Source organism: Mycobacterium noviomagense, assembly GCF_010731635.1.
GTDB classification, from domain to species: domain Bacteria; phylum Actinomycetota; class Actinomycetes; order Mycobacteriales; family Mycobacteriaceae; genus Mycobacterium; species Mycobacterium noviomagense.
Window position 1 is genome coordinate 2,894,921 of the sequence record NZ_AP022583.1, and the last position, 24,841, is coordinate 2,919,761.

Here is a 24,841-nt window from a genome sequence, read left to right on the forward strand (position 1 = left end):
TCTTTAATGCTGCGGCCGACGGTTCAGTGACCGCGCCACCATGATCAAGCCGAACACGATGATGGTCCCGATAACGGCTACCCCCACCCGCACCGGCATAGCGTCCGCGGCTGGCATGATCCCCGCCGCCCGGGAGGCGGCACCGGCGTCGTCGGCAGCGGCATCGGGCTTGGGTGCCACGAGCGCGGGATCCGGCTCGATGAGCGTGCCGACCCGGGTGCCCGGCGCGGTGGCGAACCCATAGTCCAGCAGATGCGCCGCCTGCTGCCACGGCGCGATCGGCTGGCGGGTGCCGTGCAGCAAGACCGCCACCAGCCGGCGGCCGTCCCGGTTGGCCGCGCCGACGAAGGTCTGCCCGGCGTCGTCGGTGTAGCCGGTCTTGCCGCCCAGCGCGCCCGGATAGTTGTAGAGCAACTGATTGTCGTTTTCCAGCTGGTAGCCCGGGTGATCACCGTGGCCCGGGAAGTCGAAGGTCCGGGTGGCGACGATGTCGGCGAACGTCGGGTTCTGCCAGGCGTAGCGGTAGAACAGTCCGAGGTCGTAGGCAGAAGTGCTCATGCCGGGTCCATCGAGGCCGGACGGTGTGGCGACGCGGGTGTCGCGCCCGCCGAGCTTGCCCGCCAGCACGTTGATCTTCTCCAGCGCGACCTGCATGCCACCGAGCTGCATGGCCAGCGCGTGCGCTGCGTCGTTGCCGGAATGCATCAGCAGCCCGTGCAGCAGCTGGTTGACGGTGTAGCGCCCACCGGGCGCGACGCCGACTTTGGTGCCCTCGGCGGCGGCGTCCTCCGGGGTGCCGTCGACGGCCTTGTTGAGGTTCAGCTCGTTGAGCGAGGCCATGGCCACCAGCACTTTGATGACGCTGGCCGGCCGGTGTCGGCCGTGCGGATCGCGGGCAGCGATCACCGCGCCGCTGTCGAGGTCGGCGACCAGCCATGCCTCGGCGGAGATGTCGCCGGGCACCGGCGGGGTATCGGGTGCGGTGACGATGCCGCAGCCGCCCAGCGCATTGCCCCCGACCGGCGAGCTGGGCACCGGCAGCGGCGCCGGCGGATCTCCGGCTCTGGGAACCTCCGAGGAGTCGACCGCGGGTGGGGTAGCGACCTTGTACCGGCAGGTGTCAGCTGCCGGTCCGGCATTCGGCTCGGCGGCCGCGACGGGCAGACCCAGCGCCGTGGGCGCTACAAAAAGCGCGGCTGCCAGGCATGACGCGGATCGTAGGAAAGCCATCGTTTGAGCAGAGTAGGCGATTAGCGGCGGAATTCCCCGGAGTTGTGGCTAGTGTTGCGCAAGTGACTAGCTAGCTGGCATGGTCACCGCGCTTCGGTCAGGACGCTGCGCAGGATCGATTCGATGGTGTCGAACTCGGGCTGGCCGCTGATCAGTGGCGGCGCGATCTGGATCGCCGGGTCGCCGCGGTCATCGATGCGGCAATATAGCCCGGCGTCGAAGAGAGCCGAGGACAGTCGGGGAAGCAGCTGCCGGCGCTCGTCGGCGCTGAAGGTTTCCCGGCTCGCTTGGTCTTTGACCAGTTCGATGGCGTAGAAGTAGCCCTCGCCGCGGACGTCTCCGACGATCGGCAGGTCGTAGAGCTTCTCCAGGGTGGCGCGCAACGCGGCAGCGTTGTGCTTGACGCGGTCGTTGAGGCGTTCGCGCTCGAAGATGTCGAGGTTGGCCAGTGCGACCGCCGCCGACACGGGGTGCCCGCCGAAGGTGTAGCCGTGCGGGAAGATCGTCGTGCCGTCGTTGAACGGTTCGAATAACCGGTCACTGGCGATCATCGCGCCGATCGGCGAATAGCCGGACGTCAGCCCCTTGGCGCAGGTGATCATGTCGGGCACGTAGCCGAAGTCGTCACAGGCGAACATCGACCCAATGCGCCCATAGGCGCAGATCACCTCGTCAGAGACCAGCAGCACGTCGTAGTCGTCGCAGATCTCGCGGACGCGTTCGAAATAGCCGGGCGGCGGCGGAATACAGCCGCCGGCGTTTTGCACGGGCTCTAGGAACACTGCGGCGACGGTGTCGGGCCCTTCGAACTCGATGGCTTCGGCGATCCGGTCGGCGGCCCACCGGCTGAAGGCCTTGACGTCGGAGCGCAGCGGTTCGGGTGCGCGGTAGAAGTTCGTGTTGGGCACCTTCACCGCGCCCGGCGTCAACGGCTCGAACGGCGCCTGGTACTTCGGCACACCGGTCAGTGCCAGCGCGCCCTGCGGGGTGCCGTGGTAGGCGACAGCCCGCGAAATGACTTTGTACTTGCCGGGTTTGCCGGTGAGCTTGAAGTACTGCTTGGCCAGCTTCCAGGCGGTTTCGACGGCCTCGCCGCCGCCGCTGGTGAAAAACACCCGGTTCAGATCGCCCGGTGCGTAGTCCGCGAGACGCTCGGCGAGCTCGATGGCGGGCGGGGTGGCATACGACCACAGCGGGAAATACGCCAGCGTGCCGGCCTGCCGCGCCGCGGCTTCGGCGAGTTCTTCACGGCCGTGCCCGACCTGCACGACGAACAGCGCGGAGAGTGCGTCGAGGTAGCTTTTGCCGCGGTCGTCCCAGATGGTGACGCCGTCGCCGCGGGCGATGACGGGTGGGGTGATGCCCGCGCCGTGCCGCGCGAAATGGCCCCACAAGTGGCGGTTCGCCGTCGCGGAGAGGTCTGAGGTCATCTCCGCGAACGTTACGCTCGGGTCGTGACTTCGGTTCAGCAGGTGGACGACTTCGAAGCGCTGCGCCCGCATCTGCTGGCGGTCGCCTACCGGCTGACCGGGACGGTGGGCGACGCCGAAGACATCGTCCAGGAGGCGTGGCTGCGCTGGAACGCTACCGACGACCCGGATATCCGCGACCTGCGCGCCTGGTTGACCGCCGTGGTGAGCCGGCTGGCCCTTGACCGGTTGCGGTCGGCGGTGCACCGCCGGGAAACGTATGTGGGCCAATGGCTTCCGGAACCCATAGTGACCGGTTTCGACAGCGCCGATCCGCTGTCGACGGTGGTCGCCAACGAGGACGCTCGCTACGTAGCGATGGTGGTGCTGGAACGGCTCAGCCCCGATCAACGCGTCGCATTCGTGCTGCACGACGGGTTCGGGGTGCCGTTCACCGATGTGGCGAATGTGCTGGGCACCAGCGAGACCGCGGCCCGCCAGCTGGCGTCGCGGGCCAGGCGGGCCATGAACGGGCCAGGCGCCGAGCCGCCGCCTGAGCCGGATCCGACCCACGACGAGGTGATCGGTCGCCTCATGACCGCTATGGCCGCCGGTGACCTGGAGGCGGTGGTGTCGCTGCTGCACCCGGACGTGACCTTCACCGGCGATTCGAATGGCAAGGCGCCGACGGCGGTTCAGGTCATTCACGGCGCCGACAAGGTGGCACGGTTCGTCTTCGGCTTGGCGCGTCGCTACGGGCCCGCGTTTTTCACTGCGAATCAGCCGGCCCGCGTCAACGGCAAGCTGGGCGTCTTCACCGCGGGCAGTCCCGGCGGTGAAGGTTACCGGGAGATGCTGCCGCGTATCCTCGCGATCACGGTGCGCGACGGAAAAGTCTGCGCCTTATGGGATATCGCGAACCCCGACAAGTTCACCGGCTCTCCGCTGGGCCGGCCGTCCTGAACACACCGCGAGGCCGAGTCGCAGTGCACCGGCTGCTTCGCTTGCAGCTTCGGCGAACCGGCCGCCCAGGCCGACAAAGTTGAGGAATCCGTGCGGTAGGTCGGCTTGACGAGTCAACGCCACCGGGATTCCTGCAGTGCGAAGCTTGTCCGCGTAAGCTTCGCCGTCGTCACGGATCGGGTCGAAACCGGCGCTGGCGATATAGGTCGGCGGTACCCCGGTGACATCACCATGAAGCGGTGAAAGTCGCGGATCCTTCAAATCGGTTCCCGTAGGTACGTAGTTGGCTATCACCCACTGCAGATTGCGGTCGGTAAAGGTCGAACCCTCGGCGAACAGGTCGCGCGACGGCCGGCGGGTGCTCAGATCGGTCGCCGGATACATCAGCAGCGCAAAAGCGGGGACCGGGCCACCGCGTCGCACCGCCTGTTGTGCAGTCACCGCAGCGAGATTGCCACCCGCACTGTCGCCGCCGACGGCGATGCGGTCGGGATCAGCGCCCAGATCTCCGGCGTGGCCGTGCGCGTATTCGTATGCGGCGAGTGCGTCGTCCGCCGCGGCGGGGAATCGGTGCTCGGGTGCGCGTCGATACTCGACCGACAGCACTCGGACACCGGCGTGACTCGCTAAATAGCGGGCGACGGGGTCGTGGCTTAGCCGGGAGCCGACAGAAAAGCCGCCGCCATGGGTATACACGAGCAGCCCGGACGGCTCAGGCAGGTCTGCAGGGGTATAGAGGGTGGCCGGGATGTCGTCGGGTGCGGCGGGAATGATGATCTCTCGCGTCGCGACGGGCGCCGGTGACTGGTAGCCGATAATACTGGGAAGCGCGTCATATCGAGCACGGGCCTCGTTGACCGGGCCGTCGAAAACATCGGAGTTGGAACGGTTTTTGAGTCGGATCATGAGCTGCGCGTCGAGCGCCATTTCCTGCCCGTCGATCCCCAAGGGCGGGCCAGCCAAGAACCGCCGGACCGGGGTGGGCAACGCGAAGACGCCGCTGATGATTTTCGCTTTTGCACCAATATTCAACGATGACACCAGAACTCCTCCGTGCTCTTGTCTGCAGCGAATTGCGTGACGTGCCGCGGCGACGCGACCGCAGGCTGGTGGCGAAGCCATTTCGTGCGCAGCGGATCATTGGGGAACCGAGAGAAGCTACGTTCGAATCGTGACATCGCGCGCATGGCCCAAGCGTGGGTCAACCACTACCGGAGCACTTGTATGGATCCGTCAGATTTGGGTTTTGCGCACCGCGTCAGCGAGTTCGCGTGGGGTTGCCCCGGTCATTTCCCAGCACACCTTGTTGGCGTGCGATCCATCGGCAAACCCAGCGAGATGGGCGGCGTCGGTGATCGAGTAACCATCGAGGAGGTAGCTCACCGCGGCAACCAGCCGCTCGCAGCGGATCGTGGCGGAGAACGAAACGCCGGTCTGCTGTTTGCACAGCCGTCCCAGATAGTCGGGTGACAGCGCGACCGCGCCCGCCGCCGAAGTCACGTCGACCCGATCAGGCACGCGACTCGAGACCACTTCGATCGCCTGCCGCAGCTGCGGGTGAACCGGTCGAGGACCCTCAGAGCCCCGGTCACCCATCGCGCACAGTCCGTCGACGAGAAGCTCAACCGCGGCGTGCGGACCATCTGCGTCCAGCGACGCTACTGCCGCCTTCGCCAGATCCTCTGCGTCATCGACGATCCAAATGCCTTGGTGCTGACCGTGGCTGCGGCTCCACGTGTTCAGCGCAATGCCGTGCGGTGTCTGTAGCCCGAGGTAGAGCGTTAACGCTTCGGATTCCGCATCCGAGCGCACCGCATGCCGTGCTCCGCTGGCGATCACGACAAGCCGGCACGTGTCGTACGTATCGCCGTCGCCGGTAACCGTTAACCGACCGCGCCCGCCGACGGTGATCTGAACCGCGGGGTGATGGTGCACGGCAAGGTCGGAAAAGCCGCCGGCAACCATGAGCAGGCCCGACCCCAGCTCCCAGACCGGCATGCCGCCACTTTAGCCCTGCGCTGGGGTTTCGTTCGCCCCGCCGACCTCCATCATCCACGGAACCCGGCACGGGTCACCGGAATTGAAGCCCTGCTCGGTGATGCCGAGCGCCGAATACATCCGCGCTCGCATGTTTTCCACGCCGATCTGATACGTCAGCTCAATCACGCCGGCGTCACCGAAACGGTCCCGCAAGTCGGCGACCTGCTCATCGGTGACCGAATGCGGGTCGGTTGTCATTGCGTCGGCGTAGGCGATCACCGCCCTCTCGTCCTCGGTGTAGCGCGGTGAGGTGGCGTAGTTGTCGATGTCCTTCAGCCGTTCGACATCCAGGCCCTCGAGGCGCTGCAGCATCGCCCCGAAGTCCACGCACCACGAGCAGCCGACGGTGCGGGCGGTCCAATACACCGCCAGCTCACGCACAGTCGCCGGCAGTTTGTGCGGTGCGCGTTCCAGCGCGGTCTCGTGGACCGCGTTGGCGAACAGCAGTCCCGGATGGTGCGCGATGACGGCGAACGGCTCGGGCACTTCGCCGAACCGCCGCTTGGCGTAGCGGTAGGCGGCGCGGACCCACAGCGGGGCCTTCTTGGGTGGCAATGGTTCGATACGTGTTTTCTGTGTCATACCCTTCAGACGAGCCAGCCCGCGAAAGTGTGACGAGCGGCTGGTCAGGCTTGGGTGAGCGCCGCGACGACGGGCCCGAACATCGTGTTCTTGATGGCACCAAGAATGCCTTGGTCTTTGTTTTCGAGTGGCTTGAGCATCTCGACGGCCGCAGCCGTGACGGCTCCCTCGGGCGCGGTGGCGTCGACGATGCCGACCGCTTCGGCATCTGTGCCGCCGAACCGGCGCCCCGTCGTCATCGAGGCCACCGCGGCCTGCGGTGTGAGTCGGGCCTGGATCAGCGCCGCCATCCCGGGCGTGAACGGGATGCGGATGTCAACTTCGGGAAAGCAGAAGAAGCCGCGGTCGGCGCGCATGACCCGGAAGTCGTGTGCGAGTGCCAGCATTGCTCCCGCCCCAAATGCGTGCCCCGGCAGAGCCGCTGCAGTCGGCACCGGGAGCGTCAATACTCGGGCGAGCAGTCCCTGGACGCGGTTTACATACCGCTGCGTCTGATCGCCGTGCGCCATCAACCAGTCGAGGTCGAGACCGTTGGTGTAGAACTTGCCGCTAGCTGTCGTGACGAGTCCTTGCGCGCCGCCGCCGACCACGTCGTCGAGGTGGGCGTCGAACTCATCGAGAAAGTCTGGCGAGAACCGGTTTTCGTCGTCACCGAGGTCGAGCACAGCGATCTTCCCGTCATGGTTGAGCTTCATCGTGGTCTCCTTTTCTGCTTCACCGGAGCGGGTCCGACATCGAGCACCGCCAGCACGGCTGCGCGAAGATGCTCGATCGCGGTTGGATTGTGGATTCTGTTGCGCTGCAAAAGGATGCTTGTCGGCAGGTCGACGATGCAGGTGGTGACTACGTCTACCGCTGCAGCGTCCTTGCGGTCCCACACCGCGGTCGCCAGCATGACCATCAGCTCGACGAGCTCGGTCTGGGTAGCCGCTACTTCGCTCGCCAGTTCGCGCCGAATATTCTCGCCGATCAATTCCTCGCGGCGCATTGCCAGTAGCACTGATGACGACTGTGGATACTGCTCGGCGAAAACTGCCGGCGCCTCCGCTGCGGCGACCACGGCGTCACGCGGGCTCAGTGAGTCGTCGACGAGCGCCTGTTGGGTGGCGAGGAATCGGCGCGCCGCACGCAGCCACGTGCGGGCCAACAGCTCGGCCCGGCAGCCGAAGGTGTGGTAGATCGCGCCGTTAGACACCCCGCCTGCCGTGGCCACCGCGCGGATGGTCACAGCGGATGGCCCGGCTGCGGCCGCCAGCGATTCGGCGGCGTCGAGAATCCCGTCGATGTCGTGGACCCGGGGAGGCGGCGCGAGCAGACGCAAAAGCCCCTTATTTCGCCACAAAATAGGGGCTTTTGCGTCTGTTCGCACAACTAGCGCGCGAACATCAGCGCGCGCTTGACCTCTTGGATCGCCTTGGTCACTTCGATGCCGCGTGGGCACGCCTGGGTGCAGTTGAACGTGGTGCGGCAGCGCCACACCCCCTCGGCGTCGTTGAGAATGTCGAGGCGCTCGGCGGCGGCCTCGTCGCGACTGTCGAAGATGAACCGGTGTGCGTTGACGATCGCCGCCGGCCCGAAGTAGCTGCCCTCGTGCCAGAACACCGGGCAGCTGGTCGTGCAGGCCGCGCACAGAATGCATTTCGTGGTGTCGTCGTAGCGGGCGCGATCGGCCTGGCTTTGGATGCGTTCCCGCGTCGGCGGGTTACCGCTGGTCACGAGATACGGCTTGACCGCACGGTAGGCCTCGAAGAACGGCTCCATGTCGACGACCAGGTCCTTTTCCACCGGCAGCCCGCGGATCGGTTCGACGGAGATGGTGAGCTGCTTGCCCGGCTTTTTTGGTAGCAGATCGCGCATCAGCACCTTGCAGGCCAGCCGGTTGACCCCGTTGATCCGCATCGCGTCAGAGCCGCAGACCCCGTGCGCACACGAGCGCCGAAATGTCAGCGTGCCGTCGAGGTAGCTCTTGATGTAGATCAGCAGGTTCAGCAGTCGGTCGCTGGGCAGGCACGGCACCCGGAAACTCTGCCAGCCGCCGGAATCGGCGTACTGGTCGGGGTTTTCAGGGTTGAAGCGGGCGATCTTGACGGTGACCATTACCGCACCCTCGGGGACCGGCGGCAGCGGCGGGTCGCCTGCTTGCCCGGTCTCGATCAAGGCCATCAGTATTTCCGTTCTTTGGGTTCGTAGCGGGTCTGCACGACAGGCTTGAAATCCAGTCGAATATCGGACAATAGATCGCTGCCCTGCTTGTAGGCCATGGTGTGGCGCATGTAGTTGGTGTCGTCGCGGTTGGGGTAGTCCTCGCGGGCATGCCCGCCACGAGATTCCTTGCGGTTCAAGGCACCGACCACGGTGACCTCGGCCAGCTCCAGCAGAAATCCGAGCTCGATGGCTTCCAGCAGATCGCTGTTGAAGCGCTTTCCCTTGTCGTGCACCGCTATTCGGGAATAGCGTTCCTTCAAAGCATGGATGTCGGTGAGCGCTTGCTTGAGTGTTTCTTCGGTGCGGAACACGGCGGCGTTGTTGTCCATCGTCTGCTGCAACGCACCCCGGATGTCGGCGACGCGTTCGTTGCCGTGCTCGGAGAGGATGTCGGCGACCCAGCCGACTACCATCGCCTCCGGCTGCGGCGGCAGCTCGACGAAGTCGTGGCCCCGTGCGTAATTGGCGGCGGCGATTCCGGCGCGGCGGCCAAAGACGTTGATATCCAACAACGAATTGGTGCCAAGCCGGTTGGCCCCGTGCACCGACACGCATGCGCATTCACCGGCCGCGTACAGACCCGGCACCGTTGTGGTGTTGTCCAGCAGTACCTGTCCGGTGACCGTCGTTGGGATGCCGCCCATCAGGTAGTGGCACGTCGGGTAGACCGGCACCAGCTCGTTGACGGGGTCCACCCCGAGATAGGTGCGGGCGAATTCGGTGATGTCGGGCAGTTTGGCCGCCAGCACGTCGGCGCCGAGGTGGCGAACGTCGATGTAGACGTAGTCCTTGTGCGGGCCGGCGCCGCGGCCTTCCAGCACTTCGCGCACCATGGACCGGGCGACGATGTCACGCGGCGCCAGATCGACGATCGTCGGCGCGTAGCGCTCCATGAAGCGCTCGCCCTCACCGTTGAGCAAGCGGCCGCCTTCGCCGCGCACGGCTTCGGAGATCAGAATGCCCAGCCCCGCCAAGCCGGTGGGATGGAACTGGTGAAACTCCATGTCCTCCAAGGGAAGTCCCTTGCGGAACACGATGCCGATGCCATCGCCAGTCAAGGTATGCGCGTTGGACGTGGTCTTGTAGATCCGGCCCGACCCGCCGGTTGCGATCACGACGGCCTTGGCGTGGAAGATGTGGATGTCGCCGGTGGCCAGCTCGTAGGCGATGACCCCGGTGGCCACCGGCCCGCTGCGCGTCTGGGTAAGCGCCAGGTCCAGCACATAGAACTCGTTGAAGAACTGCACGTCATGCTTGACGCAGTTCTGGTACAGCGTCTGCAGAATCATGTGGCCGGTGCGGTCGGCGGCATAACAGGATCGGCGCACCGGGGCCTTGCCGTGATCGCGGGTGTGCCCGCCGAAGCGGCGCTGGTCGATGCGCCCCTCCGCGGTGCGGTTGAACGGCATCCCCATCTTCTCCAGGTCCAGCACCGCGTCGATGGCTTCGCGGCACATGATCTCAACCGCGTCTTGGTCGCACAGATAGTCGCCGCCCTTGACGGTGTCGAAGGTGTGCCACTCCCAGTTGTCTTCTTCGACGTTGGCCAGCGCCGCGCACATCCCGCCCTGGGCGGCGCCCGTGTGGCTGCGGGTGGGGTAGAGCTTGGTCAGCACGGCAGTGCGCGCCCGGGGTGCGGCCTCGACCGCGGCCCGCATGCCGGCGCCGCCGGCGCCGACGATGACCACGTCGTAGCGATGTTGATGGATCATGACCGCCGCCGACGATGCAGAGCGAAGCGATGAGGAGGAGGCGGCGTAATCATGAGATGTTCGGGTCGAAGGTCAACAGCACATAGGTACCCAGCACCAGGGTGAACACCATCGACACCGCCAACAGGCTGTTCAGCCAGAAGCGGGTGGAGTCCTTGCGGGAGTAGTCGTCGATGATCGTGCGCAGCCCATTGCCGCCGTGCAGCTGTGCCAGCCACAACAACAGCAGGTCCCAGGTCTGCCAGAACGGCGAATGCCAGCGCTGGGCCACGTAGTTGAAGTCGATGCGGTACACACCGTCGTCCCACATGAGCATCACGAACAGGTGGCCGAGTGCCAGGAACACCAGCACGATGCCGGAGAACCGCATAAACAGCCAGGCGTATTTCTCGAAATTGGGCATGCCTGAACGCCGGCGGGGTGCGCGCGGATTGTCCAGGCCGGCGGGGCGATCGTGGTTGCGGGTCAATACCGGGGCGGGCTGGGGCGCGGTCATCCGAACCGCCCGAGGAAGTGGATGGCAAGCACCATCGTGGCCGGAACCATGACCAGCAGCCAGACGACGCCGATGACCCACAGCATCAGCCGCTGGTAGCGGGTGCCTTGCCACCAGAAGTCGATCAAGATGACCCGCACGCCATTTAGCGCGTGATACAGGACTGCCGCCACCAGCCCCAGCTCCATCAGACCGACGATCGGTGATTTGTAGGTCTCGATGACCTCGTTGTACGTCTGCGGGCCCACCCGCACGAGCGCGGTATCGAGCACATGAACGAACAGGAAGAAGAAGATGGTCGCCCCGGTGATGCGGTGCAGGACCCACGACCACATACCGGGGTCGCCGCGATACAGGGTTCGCACCGCCCGCGGGCGCGAGGATCCCTGTGCCGGCTCTGCAGACGTCGTCGTCATCAGCCCTCCAGTATGGTGCCGACCCGCTGCGCCCGGCTTCGCCGCGCTTGCGATCGGCACGCAGTGTCTAGCCGGGCAATTCAATCTAGACCCAATTTGTCGGGTCGGATAACGGCTAAGCAGCCAGGCGCACCCGCATCGGCCGCAACGTTATGGTGACTTCTGGGTTGATCGACGGCTGGACGGGGCTGCCCTATGCGTTCAGAACATGGCGGGCATCGCTGACATGACCGACGAGATTGATTGGAATACACTGCGGGACAAGGCAATCCAAGCGGCATACCGAGCGTATGCACCGTATTCGCGGTTGCGGGTAGGCGCGGCGGCACTGGTAGATGATCGCCGCGTGGTCACCGGATGCAATGTGGAGAATGTCTCATATGGCCTAGGTCTCTGTGCCGAGTGCGGCGTGGTGAGCGCCCTGCATTCGACCGGCGGCGGCAGGCTGCTCGCGCTGGTGTGTGTCGACGCCAGCGGGACGCTGCTGATGCCCTGCGGGCGATGCCGGCAGGTGTTGTTCGAGCACGGCGGACCCGAACTGCTCATCGACCATCCCGCCGGGCCCCGTCGGCTCGGCGACCTGCTGCCCGACGCGTTCGGCCCCGACGACCTCCCTCTCCAATAACCGTGAGCCGCTTCACATTCGACCCGCCCACGGTGATCAAGACCAAGCGCGACGGCGGCCGGCTCTCCGACGCCGCCATCGACTGGGTCGTCGATGCCTACACCCACGGGCGGATCGCCGAGGAGCAGATGGCGGCGCTGCTGATGGCGATCTACCTGCGCGGCATGGACCACGCCGAGACCGCACGGTGGACCGCGGCGATGCTGGCCTCCGGCGAGCGGCTCGACTTCAGCGATCTCAGCAAGCCGACCGTGGACAAGCACTCCACCGGCGGAGTCGGGGACAAGATCACGCTGCCGCTGGTGGCCGTCGTCGCCGCATGCGGGGCCGCGGTGCCGCAGGCCTCCGGGCGCGGACTCGGGCACACCGGCGGCACCCTAGACAAGCTGGAATCCATCGCCGGGTTCACTGCGGACCTGCCCAGCGGCCAGGTGCGCGAACAGCTCCGCGAGGTCGGCGCGGCCATCTTCGCCGCCGGCCGGTTGGCGCCGGCCGACGCCAAGCTCTACGCGCTGCGCGACATCACCGGCACGGTTGAGTCGCTTGCACTGATCGCCAGCTCGGTGATGAGCAAGAAGCTGGCCGAAGGCGCCAGTGCACTGGTGCTCGACGTCAAGGTGGGCTCCGGCGCGCTGCTGAAGTCCGAACCGTTGTGCCGTGAGTTGGCGCGGACCATGGTGCACTTGGGTGCAGCGCACGAGACGCCCACCCATGCGCTGCTGACCGACATGAACCGCCCGCTGGGCACCGCCGTCGGCAACGCGCTGGAAGTCGCCGAAGCCCTGGACGTGTTGGCCGGCGGCGGACCGCCCGACGTGGTGCAGCTGACCGTCGCGCTGGCCAGCGAGATGCTCGAGCTCGCGGGGCTTGACGCACGCGATCCGGCAACCACCTTGCGTGACGGTACCGCGATGGATCGATTCCGCGCGCTGGTCGCCGCACAAGGCGGCGACTTGGCGGCGCCCTTGCCTGTGGGCGCGTGTTCGGAGACCGTGACGGCCGACCGGGGCGGCACAATGGGCGACATCGACGCGATGGCGATAGGGATGACGGTGTGGCGACTCGGCGCGGGCAGGACCCGCCCGGGCGAACGGGTGCAACCCGGCGCCGGCCTCCGGATCCACCGCCGGCCCGGCGAACCGGTCGCGGCCGGCGAGCCGCTGTTCACGCTATACACCGACACCCCGGAACGCTTCGGCGCCGCCATGGCCGAGCTGGACGGCGGCTGGAGCGTCGCCGACACGCCGCCGCCCCAACGGCCCCTGGTCATTGATCGGATCACACCATGACGACACCGCTGACCCTGGACATGATCAGCAAGGCGCCGAAGGCGCTGCTCCACGACCACCTCGACGGCGGTCTGCGCCCGGCTACCGTGCTCGACATCGCCGGCCAGATCGGCTACGACGACCTGCCTGCCACAGATATCGACGAGCTGGGACGGTGGTTTCACACCCGGTCCTACAGCGGCTCGCTGGAACGCTACCTCGAGCCGTTTGCGCACACCGTCGCGGTGATGCAGACCCCCGAAGCGCTGCACCGGGTGGCCTATGAGTGCGTGGAGGATTTGGCCGCCGACAACGTGGTGTACGCCGAGGTGCGGTTCGCTCCCGAGCTGCACATCAATCGTGGGCTGTCGTTCGACGAAGTGGTCGACGCGGTGCTGGCCGGTTTTGCCGACGGCGAGAAGGCCGCAGCCGCTGAGGGCCGCACGATCACGGTGCGCTGCCTGGTCACCGCGATGCGCCACGCCGCGCTGTCCCGAGAGATCGCCGAGCTGGCGATCAGGTTCCGCGACAAAGGCGTGGTTGGTTTCGACATCGCCGGCGCGGAGGCCGGCTACCCTCCGGCCCGGCATCTGGACGCCTTCGAGTACATGAGAGATCACAACGCTCGCTTCACCATTCATGCCGGCGAGGCATTCGGGTTGCCGTCCATCCACGAGGCGATCGCCTTCTGCGGTGCCGACCGGCTGGGCCACGGGGTCCGGATCGTCGACGACATCCACATCGACGACGACGGCACGGTACGGCTTGGTCGGCTGGCTGCGATCTTGCGGGACAAGCGAATTCCGCTGGAGCTCTGCCCCAGCTCCAATGTGCATTCCGGTGTCGTCGACAGCATCACCGAGCATCCGTTCGATCTGCTGGCCCGGGCGCGGTTCAGGGTCACCATCAACACCGACAACCGGTTGATGAGCGACACTTCGATGAGCAGCGAAATGCACCGGCTGGCAGAAGCATTCGGCTACGGATGGACCGACCTGGAACGGTTCACCATCAATGCGATGAAGTCGGCGTTCATCGGCTTCGACGAGCGGCTGGCGATCATCGACGAGATCATCAAGCCGCGCTACGCGGTCCTGATCGGATAGGTGTGGCCAATGGCACCCCACTAGCCGCATCAGCCACATCGGACTTCAGAAGTCGGACACCCGCACTCAAAGCGATAGCGCATGCGATAGCACTTCCAACAGGGCGTCGCTGCTAGGGTTTGGTGGGCTCGGCAACAAATGCTGCTATGGACTCAACGAATCGTTCGATATCCCCGAGGTTTTCGAGCCGGGCGGTGACGATGTCGTCCGAAACCGTGATGTACTCGTGTACAAGGACATTGCGAAATCCAACGGCCTTGCGCATCGCATCGGCTAGATCGGCGGTAAGTACTGTGTGACTCCCCAGCAGCCGCATCGCATCGCCGTTGTCGGCTGGAGGTCCCCAACCTTGCGCCGAGCAAATATGCTGCGCGATGTCGATGCAGGCTTCGATTGCCGTGATGAACGTGTACTTGACGCCCCGCAGCCAGATCGGGTCGGCGCGGCGGGCCAGCTCGGCCGCGGATTCCCGACGCAGAAACTCCAGGTCGTCGGTGATACCACGCAGCAGTCGGAGGACACGAGCCTCATCGACCACGGCGCACCGCTTCCGCGAATTCCCGGTGAGCCCGGTTAATTCGTGGCAGTTCGTCGAGGTAGATCTTGCGTGTCGTCGCTTCCCACACCACCCTGGCACGGAGATCTGTTTCGAAGAGCAGCGACCCGAATAAGGCAACTCGACCGGCAAGTTCGAGGGGAGCGTCATCTAGCACAAGCAAGTCAACGCCCGGCGGTAACAGAATGTCGAATCCCTGCGGCCGTCGTCCGCCGAAGTACGCGGCGATATCGATATCGGACGTTTCGCGCGCAGTATGTGTGGCTCGACTGCCGTGCAAGTATGCGAACAAGGCTCCATGATTCCGCAATGCCTCGATGGCTTCGGCGGTTCGTGCGGCGACCTCTGTCATGTATGAAATTCTCTCATCACGAAGCGGGGCAAACGGCGGCCGACACCTCAACGAGGCGATCCAGGCACGGCTCCGCTCGGCCGGCTCAGCGAGCCAACAGCCACAGCGGCCACATCAGCATCTCCAACTTCCTACATCCGTCCCGAGACCGCCGCGACCGACTAAAGGCCTGGGATGTCGATATCGTCAATGCCGGCTGCAGATCCCAGGTCAGGAGGCGCAGTGGTGAATGTGGACGCGGTATTCGAGTTCTCCGACGTCGTGGTGGAGCGCAAAGGGGTGCGCGCACTGGACCGATTCACCGCGGCTATCCCAGGGCAGGGCGTGACGGTGGTGTTCGGCCCATCAGGTTCGGGCAAGTCGACATTGCTGCGACTGTGCAATCGACTGGAGGTGCCGACCAGCGGCCGAGTCCTCTTCCGCAGCAACGATATTGCCGGAATAGACCCGCTGTGGTTACGACGCCAGGTCGGGATGTGTTTCCAGCGTCCAACCCCGTTTCCCGGCACCGTCGCCGACAACCTACGGGCCGCCGACCCGAACGCGTCCGATGCTCAGATAACCGAAACGTTGACGCGGGTAGCGCTGACCGGATCATGGCTGGACCGCGACGCGACCGCGCTGTCCGGCGGTGAGGCGCAACGGATGTGCCTGGCCCGCACACTCACCGCCCAACCGCAGGTGCTGCTGCTCGACGAACCCACCTCTGCGGTCGACGCCGCCGCCGCGAGGGTGATCGAACAGGCGGTACGTGACCTTGCCGACGAGGGAATTCCGGCCCTGTGGGTCACCCACGACTCGGCACAGACCGAGCGCATTGCCGACAGAGTCGTCCATATCGACAAAGGCCGCTGCACAGGCATCCAACCGGCGGCGTCCAAGCCGGAAGACGGGGAGGTGATGCGGTGAACGGTCAAGTCGGATGGGTTGGTCTGGCGACGTCGTTGGCGTTAGTCGGATTCGCGGCGGCCATCTCGCTGTGGCAGCGCCTCGGGCTGGAGCGCCAGGTGGTGTGGGCGGCCATCCGCGCGCTGGTCCAGTTGCTGCTCGTGGGCAGCGCGTTAGCGCTGCTGTTCGAGCCGGGTCGCTCGCTGTGGTGGTCGTGGGCGTGGACGGCGGGCATGGTCGCCTACGCGGGGGACGTCGCACGCAGGCGGGCCCCAGAAGTGCCGCGGCTGGCGCCGCTGGCCATCATCGCGTTCGCCACTGCGGCGGTGGTGACGCTTGGAGTGATATTCGGGCTGCGGGTGTTCCCACTGCAGCCCCGCACGCTGGTGCCGATCGCCGGGATGATGATCGGCAACTCGATGACAGCCACCGTCTTGGTGGCTCGCCGTCTGGTCGACGAACTTCGCGACAAACGCGACGAGGTCGAAGCGCGGCTGGCCCTCGGTCAGCCCTACCGTCAGGCGGCCGCCCCCTACCTGCGAACGGCGTTGCGGTCGGCCGTCTCTCCGCAGATCGAAACCACCAAAGCCACCGGGCTGGTGTTCTTGCCAGGCGCGATGACCGGGCTCATCCTTGCGGGGGTTTCGCCGGTGCAGGCTGTGCTCGTGCAGGCGGTAGTGATGTTTTTGATCTTGGGCTCGGTCGCGGTGACCACGGTCGTGGTTGCGCTCGGCCTGGTGCGTCGCGTGTTCACCCGCGACCATCGGCTGCTGCCACTGGCCCGTCGTCCGGAAACTCGGGATCGCCGGCGCACAACAGCCAAAGCCTGACGCCGGGCCGCCACCGTTTGACGGCCGAGCGATGCGCGTTTGTACTTGACGGCGATGACGCTGCCGCTATTGGGTCCGCTGACACTGTCGGGCTTCCAAGACGCCTGGTTCTTCTTGTTCCTGCTCGTTGTGCCGTTACTCGTCGCGCTTTATGTCGCAGGACGTTTGATCCGTCGTCGGCGGGTTTTGCGATTTGCCAACATGGAGCTGTTGGAGAGCGTCGCGCCCCGCCGTCCGAGTCGCTTGCGCCATGTGCCGACCGCGCTGCTGGCCACATCGTTGGTGCTGTTGACGACGGCGATGGCGGGGCCCACTCACGACATCCGGGTTCCGCTCAACCGTGCCGTGGTGATGTTGGTCATCGATGTTTCCGAATCGATGGCTGCCACCGATGTCGCGCCGAGTCGGCTGGCCGCCGCACAGGTCGCGGGTAAGCAATTCACTGACGAGTTGACGCCGGGCATCAATCTCGGCTTGGTGGAGTTCGCAGCCACTGCAACGCTGTTGGTTGCTCCGACAACTGACCGCGGCGCGGTGAAGGCGGCGATCGACGGCCTGCGGCCAGCGCCGAGAACCGCTACTGGAGAAGGTATTTTCACCGCGCTGCAGGCGATCGCCACGGTCGGCGCGGTAATGGGCGGCGGCCCCGGCCCACCGCCCGCGCGCATCGTCCTGGAATCCGACGGCGCCGAAAACGTACCGATGAACCCCAACGACCCGCAGGGCGCCTTCACTGCCGCCCGAGCGGCGAAAGCGCAAGGCGTGCAGATCTCCACGATTTCCTTCGGCACACCCAACGGCACCGTTGTCTACGAGGGCGCCACCTTGCCGGTTCCCGTGGACGACCAAACCCTGCAGCAGATCTGTCGGATCACAGGCGGTCAAGCGTTCCACGCGGACAGCCTGGACGCGCTTGAGAACGTCTACTCGACGCTGCAGCAGCAGATCGGCTTTCAAACCGTGCGTGGCGACGCCAGCGCCGGGTGGATCCTGCTGGGCGCTGTCGTCATGGCCGGCGCGGTCCTGGCGGGGCTGCTGTTGAACCGCAGGATTCCGGCGTGAGGATCAGGCGGGCACCCGCCGGTTGATCAGGACCGCCAACACGGTGGCGATCGTGGCGGTGATGACCGCGAGGCGCAGCCAGCCGGCAGTGGCTGGGCCCGGCACCGTGCGATACCCGATTTCCTGCTGGATGGCGTCGTAACTTCGATTGAGCTCGCTGAGGTTGGTGGCGGTATAGGTCTGCCCTCCCGACAGCCGAGCAATCGTCGTCATCTGGTCGGTTTCGACCGGGACAGACATGCGCTGCCCGTCCAGCTCGATGGAGCCGCCTTTCGTCCCGAACGAGATCGTGGAGATGGGCACCCCGTGATCCTTGGCGAGCCGCGCTGCCGTGTAGGCCCCGCGGGGATCGTTCGGATCGCCCGGCTTGTTCTCACCGCCATCCGAAAGAAGCACGATGCGGGCCGGTGGCGGGCCACCGCCGCCGACCAAGGCTGTGGTCGCGATCGCACGCAATGCCGTGAAGATCGCCTCACCGGTCGCCGTACTGTCGGCGAACTGAAGATGGTTCAGCGCGTCCAGAGTGGTTTGATGGTCCACGCTCGGGGGCACCAGGAGATACGGCGTCCCTGCGAACGCGACGAGGCCGAGGTTGATGCCAGGCGTCAACTGACTGGCGAACTGTCCGGCCGCCTGCTCGGCAGCCTTCAGGCGATCGGGCGGAACATCGGTTGCGCGCATGGACTGCGACACGTCGATCACCAGCATGATGACGGCGCGGTTGCGGGGTATTCGGATGCTCTGGCTGGGGGTAGCCAGGGCCACCGTCAACAGGGCCAGACAGACAAGCGCGACCCCTATGGGAATGTGCTGCCAGAAGGACTGTGGCACGCTCGCCTCGGTGAACCGGCGCAGCCGCTGTCGGCGTCGCGCCTGGACGACGAGATAAACGACGAGCAGGGCAAGCGGCACCAAGCCAAACAGCAACATCTCGGGGCGTTGAAACCCGGATAGCGGTAGTGGACCAATGCCAGGCAGTGTCATGCAGCGTGCCAATCGGGCAGCAGGTCGCCTCTGAGCGCCACCGGAGCACCTCCACCTCTGGGCGCCCATGTGGGACGCCTGCGAACGCTGCGGTCAGTAAAAAGCAATCTGGATTGCCCGTCAAACGCTCAAATAGACACAGAACGTTAACCGCAAGCATGTGGATATAGCCGAGCCGAGTGACTAAACTCGCCGCTGGCGCGACGGGCGCTTGCAGTCGAATTACCTTGTCGCCCTAGGTGATTGCGCTGCGCTCCGGATATCGTCGCCGGCTCGCGGCGCTACTCGCGCCTTAGCCGCGACGCTCACGCTCAATGTCGTCGCCGGCTCGCGGCGCTACTCGCGCCTTAGCCGCGACTCCACGAACCGCTCCAGCTGCTCCCACTCCCTTACCGCCTGCGCATACGGGGCCGTGGGCTTGCCCACCGAGTCCGGTTCGAGCACATACGCCACCAGCTTGCCCAGCGGCCGGTCGGTAGCGAGAGCCTTGTCGACGGTGTTGTCCTCGGCGTAGTCGCCGACGTCGCGAAGCAGCTCAACGGCCAAGTCGAGCTGCTCGCGGTCCAACGCATCGGGTCCGTCTGCCAGATCGTCGGCCAGGCCCGTCAAGACGTAGACGTTGTCGTCGGTGATATCGACGACCAGCGAGCCGTCGGTGGCCGCGGTGCGGATGTCGTCGTAGGTGCTCAGGTCGGACAGGTCGTGGTCGTGCTCGTCGGCGAGATAGCGGGCCAGTGCCCGCTCCGAGCTGAAGACGCTGATGCGCCCGTTGCGCCCCAGAAAGATCGGGCGGTCGTCGAAATAGCAGCGCAGCGTATAGAACGTGCCGGCGCCGGTCATGATCTGGATCGGGTCGATGCCGACCTTCAACCAGAAGTCCTCGTCGCTACCCAGCACCACACCCTCGGCACTAGCAGGTGCCTCCTCCGCGTCCTCGCTCTCCTCGCTGACGCCGGCGTCTACCGCCGTCTCCTCCTCGTCGCTGACGGTTTCCTCGTCGTCATCCTCGGGAGGTTCGGCCAACTCGGCGGCGGCCCGCCCGGAGGCCGCGGCATCGACATCCGGGGTGCGCACAATCTCGTCGATTGCGGCCAGAACGTCGTCCCAGCCTCGCCCGATGATCTCGGCGATCGCATTCCAGCGTTTGAGCCCGGCTTTGCCGCTGAAGTGCTCGATTCCGCCGGCCAGCGTGCCCAGAGTCGGGTTGCCGTTGAAGAACTTGCTGACTGCCGGCAATTCGCAGACCGAACCGATTGACGACACGATCGTGAGCGTGGCCGCCAGGGAGTTGACCGACTCTTCGGTCGGCTTTTCGGCGACGAGTTCCTCAACGGTGACCAGGTCGAATTGTTTGTCACCGGCCGGATTCAGTTTGTGGGCGTTGGCCTGAGTGAGGTCTTTCCATGCCGGGTGGTCGACCAGATCGTTGTCGGTGTCGGTGCGGACGAAGGCCGCCAGGTCGGCGACGGTTTCGAACCCGTAGAGGTCCTCGTCCTTACCGAGAAACGCCTCCCACTCGTCCCCGGCGTCGCGCCAGCGCGGCGCCCACAGCGTGTAGCGGTCGCCAACGGTCAGGCTTAGTCGGATAGGTACCAGCTCAGCAGCCATGCGGCACAGGATAACGACGAGTGCCCGTCCGGCCCGACCGAGGGCCGACCGGGGCGACGCGGGCCGGCCTTAGGCTCCCCAGATATCAGTGATGGCAGGAGCGTTCGCAGCGTAGCCGGTTTTGGGCAGCCCGTACATCTGCTCGAGCGTCGATAACACGCTGTAGTGGCTGATCGGTTCGGGGTAGGCGCCGGGTTTGACGTTGGCTCCGTAGATGATCGTCGGGATCTGGTTACGTGCGGTGTTGTCGTCTTCGTCCCAGGTCACGATGAGCAGGCTGTTGTTGGTCTTCGCCCAGGCGGCGTACGGGGATAGGTTCTGGTACAGCCACGTGTCGCCTTGAGCGACCGAACCGTCGTGCATGTCGTTGTCGAGATTGGGAATGACGAACGAAACCGTCGGCAGACTAGCGTAATTCGAGGGTGCGGGAAACGCCGAGAACGGCAGCGAGTAGTTCGGCGGGATGTTGCTGAAATCGACCCAGGGCACATGCTTGCGGGCGTATTTGCCTGCGCTGCAGGCCGGCGAGCCCACAGCGGGTAGGTCTTCGGCGAAACCGGCGAAGGTGTAGCCGGCGGCAAGTAATTCAGAACCGAGGTTGGGCGCGGCGCCGGCATTGACCGGGCACCGGTTTTCCTTCAATCCGAACATGTTGCCGGCGAACAGCGCCAAGTAGTTGGGCTCGCTCGGGTGCGTTTCGGCGAAGGATTGCGTCATCGTTGCGCCGTTGGCGACAAGGGAGTTCAGAAATGGCGCCGACTTGTTGCCGATGATGTTGGCTTGCGAGCGGTTCTCTTCGACCACGATCACTACGTGCGCCGGAGTCGGGATGGCTGCCGCCGCATAGTTCACCGGAGCCGCTGTGCCGGTTAAATGCGCGGGTAATGATGTGGCCGCGGCGAAGACGGCCAAAATGCCGAACAGCGAGACTGTTTGTCCCTTGCCTTTTCGCCATGGTCGGCGCCGCATGCGGCGAGTATAAGTTCGCTATAGCATGCCGCCGGGTATGGACGCGCCCGTGAGCGGCATGGAAATTGATCGCATCCGGGAGCTCGTGATGAGCGTCGGGGGTTGACTCCTGATGCGACCGAGCGGCTAGCTGCCCCAAATGTCGGTGATTGCAGTAGCGTTCGCCGCGTTTCCCGTCTTGGGTAGCCCGTACATCTGCTCGAGGGTCGACAACAGGTTGTAGTGGTTTATTTGCTCGTCGTAAGTTCCGGGCTTGACGTTCGCGCCGTAGAAGATCATCGGAATGCGGTTGGGGAAGAAGTAGTCGTTGCTCTCGTCCCACACCACGATGAGCAGGCTGTTGTTGGCCTTTGCCCATTCGGCGTACGACGACAGATTTTGCTGCAACCAACTATCGGCTTGAGCGACCGTGCCGCTGTGCATGTCGTGAACGAGGTTGGGTATGACGAACGAGACCGTCGGCAGGCTGGCGTAATTGGCCGGGGCGGGAAATGCCGAGAACGGCACGGAGTCGGATGCCGGAACATTGCTGAAGTTGACCCACGGCGCATGGGCGCGGTCGTAGTTGCCCGATGTACAGACGGTTGAGCCCACGGCTGGCAGGTCTTCGGCGAAACCAGTGAAGGTGAGTCCGGCGGCAAGCAATTCAGCGCCCAGATTGGGTGTGTTGCCTTCGTTGACCGGGCAGAAATCCCATATCAGGTCGAACGTGCGCCCGGCGAATAACGCCATGTAGTTCGGCTCGCTCGGGTGTGCTTCGGCGAAGGCTCGCCTCATATATGCGCCATTGGTGGCCAGCGCGTTGATGTACGGAGCCGACGTGTTGCCGATGACGTCGTCGGGGTCGTGGTTTTCCTCCATCACGATTACGACGTGGGCGGGAGTCGGTATCGTGGCCGCCGCGATGTCCACGGGCGGCGCCACTTTGCCGACGTGCGCTGGCACAAAGAGAAGCAGCGCGCCGACGAACGCCGACGCGCCGCACAGTCCGGCGATTCGATATCCCATGGATTTACGCGATCCGGGACCAATCATGCCGGGAAGTATAGGAACCGGTTTGACCATCCCGCTTAATGGCGGTCGGCGTGTCAACTTCATAAATCATGAAAGGCGAGAAGGTATTTCAAGATCAACCGACGATCCAGCTGCTAGCGCATTTATGCACGGTGACGAAGCTGACCCGCGAATCGCCGCGCGCGTTTTCCTTTGCATTTGCTACACCGGCAGCCACACAACCCAGGCAAGTGAATAACTGAGCATTTCTGCCGGCCATTTCGACGCGGTGGCCGCCCAGCTAGGGTCAACATTTGTGGAAGTGCACGTGATTGACCATCCGCTGGCCGCCGCCCGGCTCACTGCATTGCGCGACGAACGCACCGACAACGCCGCGTTCCGTGCTGCGCTGCGCGACTTGACGCTGATGCTGGTCTACGAGGCCACCCGCGACGCGCCCAGCGAAACGGTCCACGTGCGCACCCCGCTCGCCGAGGCCACCGGGGTGCGGCTTGCCAAACCACCGCTTCTGGTGCCGGTACTGCGAGCTGGTCTGGGCATGGTCGATCAAGCTCACGCGCTGATACCCGAGGCCCGGGTGGGATTCGTCGGCGTCGTTCGGGACGAGGAAACCCACCGGCCGGTGCCATATCTGGAGTCGCTGCCCGACGAGCTGAGCGCCCAGCCGGTGATCGTGCTCGACCCCATGCTGGCAACCGGCGGCTCAATGGCCCACACCATCGGCTTGCTACTGCGCCGCGGTGCAACAGACATCACCGTGCTCTGCGTCGTCGCTGCACCAGAAGGCTTGGCGGCGCTGGAGAATGCGGCACCCAACGTGCGCCTCTACACGGCGGCCATCGACGAACGGCTCAACGAAATCGCCTACATTGTCCCCGGTCTCGGCGATGCGGGTGATCGCCAGTTCGGGCCACGCTGAGCTACCAGCGCTGCACCGAGGCGACGAGTTCGTCACGCAGCGTGCCCACGCGCTCACGACCACGTTGAAGATCTTCGCCCGCCGGGCAGCCCGCCTCGACGTAGAACTTCAACTTGGGCTCCGTGCCGGACGGTCGCACCACGACCCGGGCCCACACGTCGGCGTCGGCGCCGAAGAAGACCAGTGCATCAGTTGTGTTGTCTGCCTGCACTAAATCCGTTGTCGCAGCAGTCAATCCAGCCAAGTGGCTTGGCGGGTTCGTGCGCAGTCGCTGCATGACGCCGGCTGCTTCGTCGGGCCCGGCCACTGGGCGCGACACCGCCGCGCCCATGTGGACCCCATGACGACGGGCAAGCTCGTCGAGCGCGTCAAGCACCGAACGGTCTTGCGCTTTGAGCGCCGCCACCAGATCGCAGGCCAGCACGGCCGCGCTGATGCCGTCCTTGTCGCGCACGGCCGCAGGGTCGACGCAATGCCCGATTGCCTCTTCGTACGCGTAGACCAGCCTGAACCCGGGCATCTCGGCGTCGGCGCGCGCCAGCCATTTGAACCCGGTCAGCGTTTCGACGTGGCGCGCGCCGTAGTGCGCGGCGATCGCCGCCAGCATCCGCGACGACACCACCGTGCTGGCCACCACGGCAGTCTGCGGAGATTCGGTATGCGACAAAATGTAGTCGCCGAGTAGCCAACCGGTCTCGTCACCTGACAGCATCCGCCAACCCGCTGGCGTGGGTATACCGACCGCGCAGCGATCCGCGTCAGGGTCCAACGCGATCGCGATATCGGCGTCGACGTCCTCGGCCAGGCGCAACAGCTCGTCGGTCGCGCCCGGCTCCTCGGGATTAGGAAACGCGACCGTGGGAAAGTTGGGGTCCGGCGCGTATTGCACGCCGACAGTGTGCACTTCACCGAAACCGGCGCGGTGCAGCGTTTCGACGGCGACCGCGCCGCCGACGCCGTGTAACGGTGTCAAAGCCACTCGCACCGATCCTGACGAGCGCCGCAGGCAGGCTGTGCGCTCGATATAGCGGTCAACCATGGCGTCGTCGATGGGTTCGACTGGGGCTCTGGCGATCTGGTCGGCGAACGGAGCAGCGGCCATCGCGGATTCGATCGCGGAATCGGTAGGTGAGACGATTTGAAGGCCGCCGTCGCCGTACACCTTGTACCCGTTGTCGCCCGGCGGATTGTGTGACGCGGTGACCTGTACTCCAGCCGCCGCGCCGCTGTGTCGCACGGTGAACGCGACCACTGGCGTGGGCACTGGGCCGGGAAACAGCGTTACCGAAAAGCCCTCAGCAGCAAAGACTTCAGCCGCAGCAACAGCGAAGAGCGCTGAACCATGCCGCGCATCGCGGCCGAGGATCACCCGCGAGCCGGCCACCCCACGCTCTTTGAGCACCTGTGCCACCGCCCATGTCGCACGCAGCACCACGGCCAGGTTCATCGCGTCCGGTCCGCCGCGCAGCGGCCCCCGCAGACCCGCCGTGCCGAACCTCAACGGCCGGGCGAACCGCGCAGCGAGCTCGCCGGGCTCATAGGCGGCCAGCTCGGCGGCCGTCACCGGATCGGGGTCGTGTGCGATCCACTCCTCGGGCGTCACCAGC

At 65.4% G+C, this 24,841-nt stretch carries 25 protein-coding genes and 1 pseudogene; 8 read left to right on the plus strand and 18 right to left on the minus strand.

What is annotated here, in order from left to right; all coding sequences use genetic code 11:
- Positions 1 to 3: 3 nt before the first annotated feature.
- Both G6N15_RS13515 and G6N15_RS13520 read right to left on the minus strand, forming a co-directional pair.
- The gene (locus G6N15_RS13515; RefSeq protein ID WP_083087065.1) at positions 4 to 1,230 is read right to left on the minus strand and encodes a D-alanyl-D-alanine carboxypeptidase family protein; all 1,227 of its coding nucleotides are present in this window, start codon (positions 1,228 to 1,230) and stop codon (positions 4 to 6) included.
- Positions 1,231 to 1,313: 83 nt separating this feature from the next.
- Positions 1,314 to 2,660, minus strand: a complete 1,347-nt coding sequence (locus G6N15_RS13520; RefSeq protein ID WP_083087147.1) for an aspartate aminotransferase family protein — start codon at positions 2,658 to 2,660, stop codon at positions 1,314 to 1,316.
- A gap of 24 nt (positions 2,661 to 2,684) precedes the next feature.
- On the opposite strand from G6N15_RS13520, the gene G6N15_RS13525 reads away from it, so the two are divergent.
- On the plus strand, positions 2,685 to 3,602 hold the full coding sequence (locus tag G6N15_RS13525) for a sigma-70 family RNA polymerase sigma factor (RefSeq protein WP_083087066.1): 918 nt from the start codon (positions 2,685 to 2,687) through the stop codon (positions 3,600 to 3,602).
- On the opposite strand, the gene G6N15_RS13530 is transcribed toward G6N15_RS13525, so the two are convergent.
- The 9 genes and pseudogenes from G6N15_RS13530 to sdhC form a co-directional block, all read right to left on the minus strand.
- A complete protein-coding gene (locus G6N15_RS13530) occupies positions 3,543 to 4,643 on the minus strand; it encodes an alpha/beta hydrolase (RefSeq protein ID WP_232070228.1) in 1,101 nt (366 codons plus the stop codon). The genes G6N15_RS13525 and G6N15_RS13530 overlap by 60 nt on opposite strands.
- Positions 4,644 to 4,835: 192 nt before the next feature.
- Entirely contained in the window at positions 4,836 to 5,600 is a 765-nt protein-coding gene (locus tag G6N15_RS13535) for a helix-turn-helix transcriptional regulator (protein WP_083087068.1), read from the minus strand.
- A 9-nt stretch (positions 5,601 to 5,609) separates the two neighbouring features.
- Positions 5,610 to 6,236: pseudogene (locus G6N15_RS13540) on the minus strand (carboxymuconolactone decarboxylase family protein); the annotation flags it as partial.
- Between the two features lie 32 nt (positions 6,237 to 6,268).
- A complete protein-coding gene (locus tag G6N15_RS13545) occupies positions 6,269 to 6,919 on the minus strand; it encodes an enoyl-CoA hydratase-related protein (protein ID WP_083087070.1) in 651 nt (216 codons plus the stop codon).
- The gene (locus G6N15_RS13550) at positions 6,916 to 7,545 is read right to left on the minus strand and encodes a TetR/AcrR family transcriptional regulator (RefSeq protein WP_232070229.1); all 630 of its coding nucleotides are present in this window, start codon (positions 7,543 to 7,545) and stop codon (positions 6,916 to 6,918) included. The genes G6N15_RS13545 and G6N15_RS13550 overlap by 4 nt, the downstream gene beginning before the upstream one ends.
- Before the next feature lie 50 nt (positions 7,546 to 7,595).
- The gene (locus G6N15_RS13555) at positions 7,596 to 8,387 is read right to left on the minus strand and encodes a succinate dehydrogenase iron-sulfur subunit (protein ID WP_083087071.1); all 792 of its coding nucleotides are present in this window, start codon (positions 8,385 to 8,387) and stop codon (positions 7,596 to 7,598) included.
- Positions 8,387 to 10,141, minus strand: coding sequence for a succinate dehydrogenase flavoprotein subunit (gene sdhA, locus G6N15_RS13560; RefSeq protein WP_083087072.1), 1,755 nt, complete (start codon positions 10,139 to 10,141; stop codon positions 8,387 to 8,389). The genes G6N15_RS13555 and sdhA overlap by 1 nt, the downstream gene beginning before the upstream one ends.
- A gap of 49 nt (positions 10,142 to 10,190) precedes the next feature.
- Complete coding sequence (locus tag G6N15_RS13565) at positions 10,191 to 10,637, minus strand: succinate dehydrogenase hydrophobic membrane anchor subunit (RefSeq protein WP_083087073.1); 447 nt, start codon at positions 10,635 to 10,637, stop codon at positions 10,191 to 10,193.
- Entirely contained in the window at positions 10,634 to 11,053 is a 420-nt protein-coding gene (gene sdhC / locus G6N15_RS13570) for a succinate dehydrogenase, cytochrome b556 subunit (RefSeq protein WP_083087074.1), read from the minus strand. Before sdhC ends, G6N15_RS13565 begins: the two co-directional genes overlap by 4 nt.
- Before the next feature lie 226 nt (positions 11,054 to 11,279).
- On the opposite strand from sdhC, the gene G6N15_RS13575 reads away from it, so the two are divergent.
- The 3 genes from G6N15_RS13575 to G6N15_RS13585 are packed head-to-tail and all read left to right on the plus strand — an operon-like array spanning position 11,280 to position 14,052.
- Positions 11,280 to 11,678 carry a cytidine deaminase gene (locus tag G6N15_RS13575; RefSeq protein WP_083087149.1) on the plus strand — a complete coding sequence of 133 codons (399 nt, stop codon included), beginning with the start codon at positions 11,280 to 11,282 and terminating at the stop codon, positions 11,676 to 11,678.
- A gap of 2 nt (positions 11,679 to 11,680) precedes the next feature.
- Positions 11,681 to 12,967 (plus strand): thymidine phosphorylase, encoded by a 1,287-nt coding sequence (locus G6N15_RS13580; protein WP_083087075.1) that lies wholly within the window; start codon positions 11,681 to 11,683, stop codon positions 12,965 to 12,967.
- Positions 12,964 to 14,052, plus strand: coding sequence for an adenosine deaminase (locus tag G6N15_RS13585; RefSeq protein ID WP_083087076.1), 1,089 nt, complete (start codon positions 12,964 to 12,966; stop codon positions 14,050 to 14,052). Before G6N15_RS13580 ends, G6N15_RS13585 begins: the two co-directional genes overlap by 4 nt.
- Before the next feature lie 112 nt (positions 14,053 to 14,164).
- On the opposite strand, the gene hepT is transcribed toward G6N15_RS13585, so the two are convergent.
- Together hepT and G6N15_RS13595 are read right to left on the minus strand one after the other, a co-directional pair.
- Positions 14,165 to 14,590, minus strand: a complete 426-nt coding sequence (hepT, locus tag G6N15_RS13590; protein ID WP_083087077.1) for a type VII toxin-antitoxin system HepT family RNase toxin — start codon at positions 14,588 to 14,590, stop codon at positions 14,165 to 14,167.
- Positions 14,580 to 14,960, minus strand: coding sequence for a nucleotidyltransferase domain-containing protein (locus G6N15_RS13595; protein WP_083087078.1), 381 nt, complete (start codon positions 14,958 to 14,960; stop codon positions 14,580 to 14,582). The genes hepT and G6N15_RS13595 overlap by 11 nt, the downstream gene beginning before the upstream one ends.
- Before the next feature lie 189 nt (positions 14,961 to 15,149).
- Here G6N15_RS13595 and G6N15_RS13600 point away from each other — a divergent pair, with 189 nt between their 5' ends.
- Genes G6N15_RS13600 through G6N15_RS13610 form a run of 3 tightly spaced genes read left to right on the plus strand, consistent with a single transcriptional unit; the run spans position 15,150 to position 17,740 of the window.
- Positions 15,150 to 15,869: an ABC transporter ATP-binding protein gene (locus G6N15_RS13600; RefSeq protein WP_139797782.1), complete on the plus strand. Its 720-nt coding sequence runs from the start codon at positions 15,150 to 15,152 to the stop codon at positions 15,867 to 15,869.
- A complete protein-coding gene (locus G6N15_RS13605; protein ID WP_083087080.1) occupies positions 15,866 to 16,678 on the plus strand; it encodes an ABC transporter permease in 813 nt (270 codons plus the stop codon). Before G6N15_RS13600 ends, G6N15_RS13605 begins: the two co-directional genes overlap by 4 nt.
- Positions 16,679 to 16,732: 54 nt before the next feature.
- Complete coding sequence (locus G6N15_RS13610; RefSeq protein WP_083087081.1) at positions 16,733 to 17,740, plus strand: VWA domain-containing protein; 1,008 nt, start codon at positions 16,733 to 16,735, stop codon at positions 17,738 to 17,740.
- A 3-nt stretch (positions 17,741 to 17,743) separates the two neighbouring features.
- Here the strand turns inward: G6N15_RS13610 and G6N15_RS13615 are convergent, their stop codons facing one another.
- From G6N15_RS13615 to G6N15_RS13630, 4 genes are all read right to left on the minus strand, one after another.
- The gene (locus G6N15_RS13615) at positions 17,744 to 18,724 is read right to left on the minus strand and encodes a VWA domain-containing protein (protein ID WP_083087082.1); all 981 of its coding nucleotides are present in this window, start codon (positions 18,722 to 18,724) and stop codon (positions 17,744 to 17,746) included.
- Between the two features lie 336 nt (positions 18,725 to 19,060).
- Positions 19,061 to 20,332 (minus strand): protein export chaperone SatS, encoded by a 1,272-nt coding sequence (gene satS / locus G6N15_RS13620; protein ID WP_083087083.1) that lies wholly within the window; start codon positions 20,330 to 20,332, stop codon positions 19,061 to 19,063.
- Between the two features lie 69 nt (positions 20,333 to 20,401).
- The gene (locus G6N15_RS13625; protein ID WP_083087084.1) at positions 20,402 to 21,301 is read right to left on the minus strand and encodes an alkaline phosphatase family protein; all 900 of its coding nucleotides are present in this window, start codon (positions 21,299 to 21,301) and stop codon (positions 20,402 to 20,404) included.
- A gap of 126 nt (positions 21,302 to 21,427) precedes the next feature.
- Positions 21,428 to 22,309 carry an alkaline phosphatase family protein gene (locus G6N15_RS13630; protein WP_083087085.1) on the minus strand — a complete coding sequence of 294 codons (882 nt, stop codon included), beginning with the start codon at positions 22,307 to 22,309 and terminating at the stop codon, positions 21,428 to 21,430.
- 301 nt (positions 22,310 to 22,610) lie between these two features.
- Here G6N15_RS13630 and upp point away from each other — a divergent pair, with 301 nt between their 5' ends.
- Positions 22,611 to 23,234 (plus strand): uracil phosphoribosyltransferase, encoded by a 624-nt coding sequence (gene upp / locus G6N15_RS13635; RefSeq protein ID WP_083087086.1) that lies wholly within the window; start codon positions 22,611 to 22,613, stop codon positions 23,232 to 23,234.
- 1 nt (position 23,235) lies between these two features.
- Here the strand turns inward: upp and G6N15_RS13640 are convergent, their stop codons facing one another.
- On the minus strand, positions 23,236 to 24,837 hold the full coding sequence (locus G6N15_RS13640; RefSeq protein WP_083087087.1) for a phospho-sugar mutase: 1,602 nt from the start codon (positions 24,835 to 24,837) through the stop codon (positions 23,236 to 23,238).
- Positions 24,838 to 24,841: the final 4 nt, after the last annotated feature.